The sequence below is a fragment of the Acinetobacter sp. YH01009 genome, assembly GCF_013420765.1.
Classification (GTDB): Bacteria; Pseudomonadota; Gammaproteobacteria; order Pseudomonadales; family Moraxellaceae; genus Acinetobacter; species Acinetobacter amyesii.
In genome coordinates this window covers 398,366-411,652 of sequence record NZ_VOYE01000001.1, presented here as the reverse complement: position 1 = coordinate 411,652, position 13,287 = coordinate 398,366, and the positions used below count along the sequence as shown (strand labels likewise).

General features: G+C 39.9%; 14 protein-coding genes. 2 read left to right on the top strand and 12 right to left on the bottom strand.

The window, feature by feature from the left end; genetic code table 11:
* The first annotated feature begins 12 nt into the window (after positions 1–12).
* Positions 13–1,086 (top strand): hypothetical protein, encoded by a 1,074-nt coding sequence (locus FTT76_RS02065; protein ID WP_180007642.1) that lies wholly within the window; start codon positions 13–15, stop codon positions 1,084–1,086.
* Positions 1,087–1,148: 62 nt separating this feature from the next.
* Here FTT76_RS02065 and FTT76_RS02060 read toward each other — a convergent pair whose 3' ends face one another.
* The 12 genes from FTT76_RS02060 to FTT76_RS02005 form a co-directional block, all read right to left on the bottom strand.
* Positions 1,149–1,973: a DUF4198 domain-containing protein gene (locus FTT76_RS02060; RefSeq protein ID WP_180007641.1), complete on the bottom strand. Its 825-nt coding sequence runs from the start codon at positions 1,971–1,973 to the stop codon at positions 1,149–1,151.
* Between the two features lie 136 nt (positions 1,974–2,109).
* A complete protein-coding gene (locus tag FTT76_RS02055; protein WP_078191997.1) occupies positions 2,110–2,763 on the bottom strand; it encodes a tRNA-(ms[2]io[6]A)-hydroxylase in 654 nt (217 codons plus the stop codon).
* A gap of 16 nt (positions 2,764–2,779) precedes the next feature.
* Positions 2,780–3,505: a pyridoxine 5'-phosphate synthase gene (gene pdxJ / locus FTT76_RS02050; RefSeq protein ID WP_180007640.1), complete on the bottom strand. Its 726-nt coding sequence runs from the start codon at positions 3,503–3,505 to the stop codon at positions 2,780–2,782.
* Positions 3,506–3,514: 9 nt separating this feature from the next.
* Complete coding sequence (gene recO / locus FTT76_RS02045; RefSeq protein ID WP_180007698.1) at positions 3,515–4,231, bottom strand: DNA repair protein RecO; 717 nt, start codon at positions 4,229–4,231, stop codon at positions 3,515–3,517.
* An 8-nt stretch (positions 4,232–4,239) separates the two neighbouring features.
* Positions 4,240–4,434 (bottom strand): NF038104 family lipoprotein, encoded by a 195-nt coding sequence (locus FTT76_RS02040; protein ID WP_180007639.1) that lies wholly within the window; start codon positions 4,432–4,434, stop codon positions 4,240–4,242.
* Positions 4,435–4,467: 33 nt separating this feature from the next.
* Positions 4,468–5,496, bottom strand: coding sequence for a GTPase Era (gene era / locus FTT76_RS02035; protein WP_180007638.1), 1,029 nt, complete (start codon positions 5,494–5,496; stop codon positions 4,468–4,470).
* Entirely contained in the window at positions 5,496–6,194 is a 699-nt protein-coding gene (gene rnc, locus FTT76_RS02030) for a ribonuclease III (protein ID WP_111883979.1), read from the bottom strand. The genes era and rnc overlap by 1 nt, the downstream gene beginning before the upstream one ends.
* Entirely contained in the window at positions 6,166–6,537 is a 372-nt protein-coding gene (locus FTT76_RS02025; RefSeq protein ID WP_180007637.1) for a DUF4845 domain-containing protein, read from the bottom strand. Before FTT76_RS02025 ends, rnc begins: the two co-directional genes overlap by 29 nt.
* 20 nt (positions 6,538–6,557) lie before the next feature.
* Positions 6,558–7,385 carry a signal peptidase I gene (gene lepB, locus FTT76_RS02020; RefSeq protein WP_078192004.1) on the bottom strand — a complete coding sequence of 276 codons (828 nt, stop codon included), beginning with the start codon at positions 7,383–7,385 and terminating at the stop codon, positions 6,558–6,560.
* Positions 7,386–7,406: 21 nt separating this feature from the next.
* Positions 7,407–9,224: a translation elongation factor 4 gene (lepA, locus tag FTT76_RS02015; RefSeq protein ID WP_168378033.1), complete on the bottom strand. Its 1,818-nt coding sequence runs from the start codon at positions 9,222–9,224 to the stop codon at positions 7,407–7,409.
* A 195-nt stretch (positions 9,225–9,419) separates the two neighbouring features.
* On the bottom strand, positions 9,420–9,869 hold the full coding sequence (locus FTT76_RS02010; RefSeq protein ID WP_078190331.1) for a thioesterase family protein: 450 nt from the start codon (positions 9,867–9,869) through the stop codon (positions 9,420–9,422).
* 120 nt (positions 9,870–9,989) lie between these two features.
* Positions 9,990–11,372, bottom strand: a complete 1,383-nt coding sequence (locus FTT76_RS02005; RefSeq protein ID WP_168378034.1) for a Do family serine endopeptidase — start codon at positions 11,370–11,372, stop codon at positions 9,990–9,992.
* A 228-nt stretch (positions 11,373–11,600) separates the two neighbouring features.
* Between FTT76_RS02005 and nadB the strand changes: the two genes are divergently transcribed.
* Positions 11,601–13,247: an L-aspartate oxidase gene (gene nadB, locus FTT76_RS02000; protein WP_180007635.1), complete on the top strand. Its 1,647-nt coding sequence runs from the start codon at positions 11,601–11,603 to the stop codon at positions 13,245–13,247.
* Positions 13,248–13,287 lie beyond the last annotated feature (40 nt).

Here is a 13,287-nt window from a genome sequence, read left to right as displayed (position 1 = left end):
AAAATAAAAAAAATGTTCATTCAAGTTGATGCTGAATCAAATAAAACTGCCTTAAGACACTACCTCACTGCATTCATTTTTCTTTTAATTATTATCAGCCCATTTGCAATTTATTTGGTGAGCTGCACACCCGAAAGTGAAATTGAGCAACATTTCAAAACGCCACCCAATTTATATAATAGTGAAACCAACACCCTTCTTGACAGCAGCCTACAATGGTTGATTCCACCTCAGCAGATTCAAAATCACAATACTATTCCGGAAATATCTGAATCTGTATTGAACGAGATGACAGAAGGACAATATTGGTCAAGCACACCGATTACGCTGCAAAACCAATCAGATCAACTGTATGTCCATATAGATTTTGCAGGTCAGCAACAAACACGAAAAGATCTTGAAATTTCGGTACTCCCATTATGCATTGTTAACGAAAAAGAAACGCCATGTATGAAAGCTGGGTTAAATGCAAGTGGGCAAATCTTTAACATCTCAACTCAAAAAAATACGCAATATCACACATTGGAGACCAATAAATCTTGGATGTTTTATGGCCAGGATTTCCAAGAAAATTATATTATTCCACCGCAAGCCACACTCAAATTTTTAGTTAAAGCCAACATCCCTGAACACTTAACCCTGCAATGGCTTAGGCTAAGTATCGGTACCAGCCCCATTGTTGAGAAACAGCAAAATTTTATGGTCATGACGCAAAACAGTATGAAAATAAAATATGCACTTGCTCTATTGCCACTCTTCATATTCGCTTTGATGCACATTTTTCAAGGGTTTGAAAGCCTTCGTAATTTATCTATCGGCGCACTTTCAGCACTTTTATTTGTAATCAACACCATCATTTGGGATATCCACTATATGGTGATTGGTTGTTTGATTTTATGTTTTGCAAGTGTCTGTTATTGTTTTGAGAGCCGATATTATCGATTGCTTTATTTAACGGGTTATTTACTAATTGCAGGCTATTCGCAGCAATATTATGGCGGTTTTAATAAACACTTTTTCGCTCAAACCAGTTTAATTTTATTGATAGGTTTATCGATGTTTTATCTTGAACCTAAAGATAGCTAAATCATTTTCATAAAAAAGCTCTGCAAATCGCAGAGCTTTTTCTCATTTAACTACCCTTCGCTTTAGATCACATTAAAACTCAAAGTATATTTATATCGTTTTAATGCGTCTCCCTTCATTTCAAAAGGCTGCTGATAGTCAATTTTCAGTAAATACTGACCACGATCTGATAGGCTAAAATTCAAGTTTCCATCTTGATCAGTTTTAAGCGTTTTATAAACCTTTCCTTCACGGCTGTAATCCGTCGTTTGCTGCAAAATTTCAATCTGCAAACCCGCAACCGCTTTTTTCTGATCTAGCACTTTCAGTTGTACTGGCTCATTTTGCATAATGGCATTCGGATGAGTTTTAAATTGCACATCAAAACCATCATGCAAATGATTCACTACATTTGTAGACGTTACACGGCGCGATACAAAAGTTTCAATGATTTCCTGCGTTTGAATACTTTTGATTTGCGACTTTTTAGTCAACTCGGCTGTATAAATGACATTTGCATTCGCAGCTTTTTGAGGATCACGCACACCATTGATTAACGCTTTCCACTGCTTTTGATCATAAGCAAAACGCGCTGTACTTCCTTGCTTTTCACCGCGAATACGATATGTACCATCCTGCTTATTTTCTAAACTATAGCTGCTGACCGTTTGCGTTTTTACCCAATCAGCATCTGTTAAATGTAGCTTATCACCTGATGGTGTATGTACATGGAAATTAAAGTTTTTAATGGCTATTTCAGAAACAAACGGATTGTCATAAAAACCAGAAAGAATGGCACTATGATTATTAAATATTTGATAGTTTAATGGCGCCACATAAGGATAATGCGCTTCAGCCTGACCAACCGCACACAAAGCGATACAGAATAAAGTGAATTGTAATTTCATATTAAATAAGTGAGCTTAAATTGTTTGATTCATAGAGATCGTTTCATTTTAGATTCACCCAAGATAATTGTAAATAATTCTTATTATCATTTATTTTAAGTGCATAAAAAATCCCCCATTCTGGAGGATTATTTTATCAAGCTGCTTTGACTGGCACACCACTATGAAAGCGGAATAAATCATCTGGGCTGCTAATCAGATTTTTTTCAACTTCACGAATATGCTCAATACGCATCTGAATATCTTCTTTCGGGTTCTTTAGCTTATTGGTCGTCGCCACATCCATGGCCAATGCTAAATAGTCCTCATAATGGCGTGATTCAGACTTTAGCAAATAGCGGTAGTACCGCCCCAACTCTTCATCCACATGTGGTGCAAGCGCATAGAAACGCTCACATGACCGTGCTTCAACAAATGCGCCAATCACCAAGATATCAATTAACGCTTCTGGCTCGTAAGTCCGCACTTCTTTACGTAGACCACCTGCATACCGACCAGCACTGATTGCAGTCCATTCCTGACCACGTTTTGCCATCAGTTCCAGCACTTGCTCATAGTGCAGCATTTCTTCACGTACTAGCTGTGCCAGTTTGATTTGTAAATCCGAGAAAAAACTATAACGAAACATCAAATTCATTGCTGTACTTGCTGCTTTCTTTTCACAATTGGCATGATCCTGCATCAGGATATCCAAATTATTTAAAGCTTCATCTAGCCATGCTTTTGGTGTTTCACACCCCAAGAAGCCAATGACTGGCTTCATTAGGGCATCATAATCAATATTTGACATATACTTTACTTAAAAATTAACGTGCAGATTTAATCGCAGCTTTCATTTGTTTTACAGACTGTGCCAATCCAATAAATACAGCATCAGCAATAATCGAGTGACCAATATTCAATTCATGAATTTGAGCAATGCGCGCAATTGGAGTGACATTTTCAAGATTTAAGCCATGACCAGCATTCACAATCAATCCTTTAGATGCCGCATATTCAGCACCTCGAATAATACGTTCCAGCTCTGCTTTCTGCGCTTCAGGTGTTTCAGCATCTGCATATGCACCTGTATGCAACTCAATCGTAGGCGCACCACAGGCAATCGCTGCATCAATTTGAGCAAAGTCAGCATCAATAAATAATGAAACTTCGCAACCAATCGCCGCGAGTGCTTGAGTCGCGTTTTTCACATCTTCAAAATGCCCAACCACATCTAGACCGCCTTCAGTCGTGACTTCTTCACGCTTTTCAGGAACAAAGCATACATGATGCGGCTGAATCTCTTTGGCAAATTCAACCATTTCATTGGTCACTGCCATTTCAAGGTTCATATGGGTTTTTAATACAGAACGCATACGACGTACATCATCATCTTTAATATGGCGACGATCTTCACGTAAATGCAGCGTAATCCCTTCCGCCCCCGCTTGCTCACAAATAATTGCGGCATTCACAGGATCTGGATAAGTTGTCCCACGTGCATTTCGTAGTGTTGCCACATGGTCAATATTTACACCAAGCAAAGCTGCCATAATTCTTTCCTAATGACGTTGAGTTTGAGAATTCTGTATCCACAATTGACGACTTTTTAATGGACGATCGCCAAGCAAGGAAGTAATCATTTGTCGGTACAACTTAGACAGTAATTGTAACTGTTCAGGATTAAATTCCCCACCTTTTTCATAATCACACATACTTAAAATATGTTGACCTGACAATGTTGCGCGTGAGGCTTTAATGACAGGTTGAAAACCTTCGTTTAAATGAAATTGATAATTTTCATGAGGCTGAATTTGCTGTTGATTTGCATCAGTTGAAAAATCCAACGCAAAACCCAACTCTTCAAGCAGCACATGCTCAAATTGTCTAAGGATTTGCCGTAAGAATAGATCTGGGTGGGCCTGGACAGACATGCATTGAAGTTTTTCCAAGGTGTGTGCATATTGAGCAAATGTCTCAGGCATCTCAACCTCTAAGGGACATAATCTCAATAAGACTTCATTCAGATAAAACCCTGAAAAAAAAGCATCACCAAAAAAGAAAATCGGTTGATTTACAATTTCGAGTTTACTAAAGTTTTTAAGTTCGGACTTACCAGATGCTTGCAAGCAAATTGGTTGATACTGGGGAGGTGGCGTTTGCCTGAGAATACCATCAATTCGACCATGCTCCTGAGTAAACAAGTGCACAATATGACTTTTTTCACGATATTTACGATGGTGAATTAAATAACCATGCAGTATCTCATTACGCATGATTTGAAATATTAATCCTTGCCTTTCTTTTTCTTGTCGTCTTCATCTTCATCCCCATCTGGAATGACTGCACCCACAACTGCAGCAGTACCTTTAACCACGCCTTTTGTGGTTTTATAAGCCACTTTGACAGGAACAGTAACGATTTTATGAATACACCCTTGTAGAAACAAAACACATGCAACTACGGCCAATACTTTCATCATTACTCTTCCCTCAAAGTTTTAAATCTCTAGCAATTAAATATCGCTATAACCCAAGCTTTTCAATGCACGCTCATCATCAGACCAACCACCTTTAACTTTCACCCAAAGTGTTAGCATGATTTTTTGCTCGAACATTTTTTCCATATCCACACGTGCATCCATACCGATTTTCTTCAGTTTGGCACCTTTCTCACCAATCACAATGGCTTTTTGGCCAGAGCGATCGACAAAAATCGTCGCATCAATATAGGTACACGCCGCTTTAGGACGACCTGTTTTTGGATTAATTGTTGCTTCTTCTGTTTTAAACGACTCAATTTGAACCGTTAAATCATAAGGCAGCTCTTCACCCAATTGACGCATGATTTTTTCACGGATAATTTCAGAGGCAAGGAAACGCTCTGAACGATCGGTCAATTGCTCAAGTGAATACAGTGGTGGTTGGAACGGCAGATATTTCTCAATAGTACTGCGCAAATGATCCAAATTTGCACCGCGTAACGCTGATACAGGAACAATTTCCGCAAAATTCATCAATTTTGCACGTTCTTGTATCAATGGTAATGCATGGTTTTTGTTTTCTAGCGTATCAATTTTATTGATCACAAGAATAACCGGCATATCGGCATTTTTTAGCTTTTCTAACACTAAATCATCATTCTGTGTCCATTTGTCTGCATCAATCACAAACAGAACCAAGTTCACATCACGAAGTGCAGAATGCGCCGCACGGTTCATCATTTTATTGATGGCACGGACTTCTTTTTTGTGCATCCCAGGCGTATCAACAAATACCGCTTGAGACTTTTCACGTGAGTCAATACCCACAATTTTATGACGAGTCGTTTGTGGTTTACGAGACGTAATTGAAAGTTTTTGACCCAAAATATGGTTCATTAACGTTGATTTACCCACGTTTGGACGACCAACAATCGCCACAAAACCACTTTTAAAATCGGCAGGAATTTCAGTTCCTTGTGCACTAAAAAACTGACTAATTAAATCGTTGCTGTCGCCTTGCGACTCGTGATCAGCATCTACGTGATCGGAATGAGTAGTCATTAAGACTTTTTCTCCAAAATTTCTAAGATTTCTGCCGCTACAGCTTGTTCAGCAAAGCGACGGCTTGAACCTTCACCGTATTTAACAGGGAGCCCTTCGACTGTACATTCAACTTTAAAATGTTGGTTCGGAGCATCACCCTGAATATCTACAACCTCGTAAACCGGGAGAGGTTTTTTACGTGCTTGTAAATACTCTTGCAAACGTGATTTAGGATCTTTTAGTTGATCGGTCGGTTCAATATGATCTAAATATGGTACATACCATTTAAGAACAATCGGTTCCAGAATTTTTAAATCCTGACAATCGACATAGATTGCACCAATGATCGATTCAACGGTATCTGCAAGTATAGACTCACGATGATGACCGCCAGATTTCAACTCACCTGTACTCAAGATTAATTCTTGACTGAGTTTTAAGTCATTGGCAATTTTACCTAGCGCTTCCTGACGAACCAGTGTTGCACGCATACGCGTTAGACGCCCTTCATTTTCGTGCGGGTAGGCATGGTACAGATAATTGGCAATTATCATACCCAATAATGAATCGCCCAGATATTCTAGGCGTTCATAATTGTATTTATGGCTCACCGATCGGTGGGTCAAGGCCAGTTGTAACAATTCAGGTTGTTTAAACTGATAACCGATACGACTTGCTAAACGAGCTTCATTTAGCTTGGACTGAGCTTTGATCAAAACTTTTCTCGAACTTCAACACAATATCAATATTCAATAAGAAAGGTTTTCTTATTTCATAATCTGTTTTCACTTGTAGACCGTCTACATTAGTGACTTGAGCAATATCTTTAAAGTTTAAATCACGCACACCATTCATATCTAAGCGTTGTGACATTTGTGACTCAAACTTACTAGGAGCAATATTTTTAGGACTGCTCTTCATCAAATCTTCAATTTCATTGTTGACGAGACGGTCGTCAACATACGGTCCCCAAACCGCAATTAAAGCTTTAGCTAAAAAAGCAAAACCAATAATAGCAATTAAAATTGCTATATAAGACGTTCCCCGTTGATGTCTCATTTTATTTTCCTGATGTAAGACTAATCAATACTGCCATTACGACTAAATGAAGGCAGTTTTAAACCAGGTTCCTTATGCATCCACTTGTAAAAAGCACGTCCAGTGAGGTTTTCTTCAGGTACAAAGCCCCAAAAACGACTGTCCGCACTTTGATCACGATTATCCCCCATCGCGAAATAGTGACCTTCAGGAACCTTAACTTCCCAATATAAACCATTTTCTGTTGAATATTTACCATTTTCAACATAGTTGATAAATGGTGCTTGGCGCGCAACATTGACGCCTTCAAGCTCACGCATGGTAAACGTATGCTTACCCATGGTTTCTTTATGATAAATCGATGTAGGTGTATCAAGTTGATCTTTTTCACGGCTAAATTCTACAGGAACTTTTGCCACCTTTTGACCATTCACACTCAGTTGACCATGATCGTAAATAATATGATCACCTGGTAAACCGACCACTCGTTTAATATAGCTGATGGTTGGTTGTGGTGGATAACGGAATACAATGACATCACCACGCTCAGGTTCACCGACATCAAGAATTTTTTTATTAATAATAGGTAATCGTACGCCATACTGATATTTATTCACCACAATAAAATCACCTGTCTCTAAAGTTGGAACCATAGAGTCTGATGGAATATTAAATGGCTCATATAAGAATGAACGCATCACCAAAACTATCGCTAGAATCGGCCAGAAATCATAAGCCCATGCGATAACGACATTTTCATTCCCCTTACCTTTGGTCTGCCGTTGCTTCCAGACAAACTTATCCAACAGCCAAATTAAGAAAAAAATGACTGTGGCAGGAACAAGGATCAAATTAAAGTCAAAATCCATGAGCTCATAAACCTCTATTTATTATCTTTCTACTTTCAATACAGCAAGGAACGCTTCTTGTGGGATTTCGACGCTGCCCACTTGTTTCATACGTTTCTTACCTTCTTTTTGTTTCGCAAGAAGTTTCTTCTTACGCGACACGTCACCACCATAACATTTAGCCAAAACGTTTTTACGCATCGCTTTTACAGTTGAACGTGCAATGATTTGTGCACCAATCGCTGCTTGAATAGCCACATCGAACATTTGACGTGGAATTAAATCTTTCATTTTTTCCACAAGTGCAATACCACGATGGCGAGCATCTTGTCGGTGGCAAATCATGGCCAAGGCATCAACTTTTTCACCGTTGATTAACACATCCACCTTAACCAAAGATGAACTCTCAAAACGGACAAAGCTATAGTCAAGCGATGCAAAGCCACGTGAACATGATTTCAACTTATCAAAGAAATCCATTACCACTTCAGCCATTGGAATTTCAAACGTAATGGCCACTTGGTTCGCCATGAACTTCATATTCTTTTGAACGCCGCGACGTTCAACACATAAAGTCATCACATTACCCAAGTATTCTTGCGGTACTAAAATGTGACATTCAGCAATTGGCTCACGTAAGTCTTCAACTGTTGAACCATCCGGCATTTTAGAAGGACTATCGATATAAATGGTTTGACCATTTTTCATCACCGCTTCATAAATTACGGTTGGTGCTGAAGAAATCAGGTCCAGATCATACTCACGTTCTAAACGTTCTTGTACAATTTCCATGTGCAGCATACCCAAGAAGCCACAACGGAAGCCAAAACCAAGTGCATCTGAACTTTCAGGTTCAAAGAACAACGCTGAGTCATTAATTTGCAGTTTGTGCAGCGCCTCACGGAAGGGTTCAAATTCACTTGAATCGATTGGGAATAAACCTGCATAGACCTGTGGTTTCACTTTTTTGAAACCCGGTAAGCTTTCAACTTCTGGTGTAGTTGCCAAGGTAATCGTATCACCAACTGGAGCACCAAAAATATCTTTAATACCCGCGATCACGAAACCAACTTCACCTGCTTCGAGCATGTCAGTTTCTGTATGTTTAGGATTAAAAATACCTACTGAAGTAATGATGTGCGTTTGACCTGTTGATTTCATCAACATTTTATCGCCTTTACGCACACGACCTTCTTTAATACGAACTAAAGAAACCACGCCCAAATAGTTGTCGAACCAAGAGTCAACAATTAAGGCTTGTAATGGTGCATTACGATCGCCTTCGGGTGCAGGAATAACATTTACCAGTGTTTCAAGCACCCCTTCAATGCCTAGACCGGTTTTAGCTGAACATGTAGGTGCTTCAGTCGCTTCGATACCAATAATGTCTTCAATTTCTTGAATAACACGCTCTGGCTCTGCTTGCGGCAAATCAATTTTATTTAAAACAGGTAGGACTTCTAAACCTTGTTCAATTGCGGTATAGCAATTCGCTACAGATTGTGCTTCTACCCCTTGTGCAGCATCGACAACCAATAGTGCACCTTCACACGCAGCCAATGAACGTGAAACTTCATAAGAAAAGTCAACGTGCCCCGGTGTGTCAATGAAGTTGAGTTGGTATTCTTCACCATTAGGATGGGTGTAATACAAAGTCACTGACGCAGCTTTAATCGTAATACCACGCTCACGTTCCAATTCCATAGAATCTAGAACCTGCGCCTGCATTTCACGATCTTGCAAACCACCACAAGTTTGAATAAATCGGTCGGCAAGGGTCGACTTACCATGGTCGATATGCGCAATGATCGAGAAGTTACGAATGTTTTTTATATCAACAGATTTTTTAGCTTGCGCCATGGGCTACCTTGGAAAAATAAAAGCGCTATACATGCAATTCTTTATGCATAGCAAAAGCCGAATAGAAATTGCCGAGGATTATAGCAGATGGATTTTTCAAAGTATCGAAAATAATGCATTGCTTTTATGCAAGTCATTCATCCTATATGGAGAACTTGGCTAGTCTTGGTTTGAAATTTTGCGATAAAATCAAACTCAAAGATCATAAGCACTAAAATCCAGCGGATTTAGGCTATCCGCAATAGGTTGATACGCTTGGGTAAAGGTTGGCGACATGCGTTTTGGACGACCTGTGGCAATTTCAATACATGCCCACTGCGTATTGCCTGTAAATAATATCGCTTTGTCTTTAGGTCGATAAAATACATACTGACGAAATGAATACAACGCATTGATATCATTGAGCCACGTTCGCAGAATAATCTCCTCACCTTCAACTGCTGCTTTGCGATATTGCACATGATGCTCAACAGCAACCATGGCATGCTTCAATTCAATATATTCTTTTAAACCTAAACCCAAGGCTTCAATATGTGCTGTCGCGACATCTTGCATCCAACTGACGTACACCACGTTATTCACATGATTTAATGTGTCGATATGTTCAGCTTGAACTGTAATTTTTAAATCAAAGATATCGCTCATAGCGTCCTGCAAATTTTAAAATATGCTCCACAGTCTACTCATTTTTATCTAAGGGTAAATTGCAAAAACACTAAAGTTAAAAAAACCACTCGCTTGGAGTGGTTTTCATTCAGCAAATCATTATTGAATGCGCATGCCCACAATCGCACGTTGCCCCTGACGAATCAAAGAAACACGTGCAATGCTGCCATTTTTCAATTCTGAAATAACTTTCACAAAATCTTCTGCATTATTCACAGCTTTATTATTAACTTGAGTCACAACGTCACCCGGCTGAATTCGCGCTTGTGCAGCAATACCACTAGCTCGTACATCTTGAATTAATACACCACCTTTCACACTCAGTTGCTTTAATTCATCTGCAGTTAAATTACGAATTGACACCCCAATCACCGGGCCTTTTTTCACAGGTGCAATTTCAGCTTTTGCAGGCGTATCATCTGGTGCAGTGATCAAGGTTGCTGAAATGTTTTGGCGTTTATCATCACGTAATACTTCAAGCTGAATACTTTGATTAGGACCTGTACGATTGAGATAATTCAGTAGTTCGCCAGTACGTGAAATCGGTGTACCATTAAATTTCAAAATGACATCACCCGCTTTAAAGCCAGCTTTTGCTGCGGGTGAATTCGGTGCAACTTGAGTAATCAATGAGCCCTCAGGTTTTGAAAGGTTATAGGATTCAGCAAGATTCCGATCGATATCTTGCAGCATAACGCCTAAGTAAGCACGTGTCACCTTGCCGTTTTTCTTTAATTGGTCTGCAACATCCATCGCCACATCAATAGGAATCGAGAACGATAAACCCATATAACCACCCGTACCACTAAAGATACGAGAGTTCACCCCAACCACTTCACCAGACTGGTTAAATAAAGGGCCGCCTGAGTTTCCGGGGTTCAATGCCACATCGGTTTGAATAAATGGAACCGAGGTTTCTCCCATCATATTGCGCATTTTCGCACTGACAATCCCTGCCGAAGCTGAATAGTCAAAACCAAATGGTGAACCAATAGCCAACACTGGCTCACCTACACGTAAACGGTCAACATTACCTGTGCGTAGCTCTGGAAAATTTGAACCTTTCACCTTTAGCAAAGCCACATCAGTCCGCTCATCACTACCCACAACGGTGGCATCAATTTCACGGCGGTCATTCAATACGATGGTGACTTTCGATGCATCTTCTACCACATGGTGATTAGTTAATAGATAACCATCTTTACTAATAAAGAATGCGCTTCCATAACCGGTCTTTTCTTGCGGCATTTTTTGCTGCGGGATAACGACCTGATTACCAAAAAAGCGTCGTAATATTTCTGGGACTTGCTGCTGTAAAAGCTCTTCTTGACTGAGCTTTTTAACCACATTCACGCTTACGACAGCTGGGCTGACCTGTTCAACCAAATTGGAAAAATCAACAGGACCTGCTGCCTGCGTTTGTACGCTAGCAACCGTAAACACAGCTGCATAAAGTCCCTTTTGTAAATACGATTTATTCATTGTTAGCATTCACTCAATTGTGCTTATCATTTGAAATACGTTAGTTTTTATCACAATGCAAGTCTAGGCTTCGTAATAAAATGTTTGATGAATATTTAGGATAAACAATCTTAAACATTCCTTAAATATTACAGATCCATGAATATTTTTCATTATTTAGTTAATTTATAGTCATTGCGTTTTTAGGCAAAAACAGTTGTGATGATCGGACATTTTTAAAATTAGCTGATGGACATGTCTAATTTAAACACGACACATCAATTTGATGTGATTATTGTGGGAAGTGGCGGTGCAGGTTTAAGTTTAGCCCTCTCGTTACCAGATCATTTTAATATTGCTGTTTTAGCTAAGTCGACGCTGACGGATGCCAGTACATATTTTGCCCAAGGTGGCGTGGCAGCCGTCCTCGATAAAACAGATTCCATTGAACAACATATCGATGACACCATGATTGCAGGTGCACATTTATGTGAAATGGCGGCGGTAAAACAAACCGTTGAAGGTGGTAAGCCCTCTGTCGATTTTCTACTGAATCAAGGGGTGCAATTTACTTTAGACGAACAAGAACAGCTACATCTGACCCGAGAAGGTGGCCACTCTCAGCGCCGTATAATTCATGCAGCGGATGCAACTGGACGTGCAATTTCCACAACATTGGTAGAACGCGCCCAAGAAAAATCAAATATTCAGATCTTTGAAAACTATATCGCGATAGATCTAATTACCGCAAAAAAGTTAAATCCTGAAGCTGAAAGCCGTGCTCTAGGCCTTTATGCATTAGATGAAAAAACCGAAAAAGTACATACCTTTTTAGCACCATTTACTGCCCTTGCCTGTGGCGGTGCAATGAAAGCTTATTTATATACATCGAATCCCGACATTGCGACGGGTGATGGTATTGCCATGGCTTATCGTGCAGGCTGTCGTGTTGCCAATATGGAATTCAACCAATTCCATCCAACCTGTTTGTACCATCCTCAAGCTCGCTCCTTTTTAATTACCGAAGCGATGCGTGGCGAAGGTGCCTATTTACGTCTTCCTGACGGTGAACGCTTTATGCTGCGCTTTGATGAGCGTGCAGAATTAGCACCACGCGATATTGTAGCGCGCGCTATTGATTATGAAATCAAACGTCTGGGCATACGTCATGTTTGGCTTGATATCACCCATAAACCTGCAGAATTTGTCAAAGAACATTTTCCTACATTGTATGCACGCTTAATGGAACTTGGCATTGATATCACCAAAGAAATGATTCCTGTGGTTCCTGCTGCTCACTACACCTGTGGCGGCGTTGTGGTTGATGAAAACAGTCAGACCGATATTCCAGGCCTATATGCCATTGGGGAAACCTCTTATACTGGTCTACATGGTGCAAACCGTATGGCGAGTAACTCCTTACTGGAATGTTTCGTTTATGGCATGAGTGCATCAGCACATATCACAGCACAGCATCAGGGATCCTATCAGGCGCCTCATGTCCCAGAATGGGATGACTCGCAAGTGACCAACCCTGACGAAGACGTGGTGATTTTGCAGAATTGGGATGAACTTCGCCAAACCATGTGGAACTACGTGGGTATTGTCAGAACAACCAAACGGCTTCAACGTGCGCTCCATCGTATTGAAATGCTCAATCGTGAAATTACCGAGTATTACCAAGACTACCAAGTCAGTAAAAATCTGATTGAATTACGTAACTTAGTGTTGGTTTCAGAAATGATTGTACGCTGTGCAATGGAACGTAAAGAATCACGTGGACTGCATTTCACTTTGGACTATCCTGAACAAGCAGCAGAATTACGAAAAACAGTCCTAACTCCACCCAATTTCCAAGTGGAATGTCCATTGGTGAATACAGAACTGGTTTCTTAAACATCTAAAATGTCTAAAAACCATAAAAAGCCGAATGTAA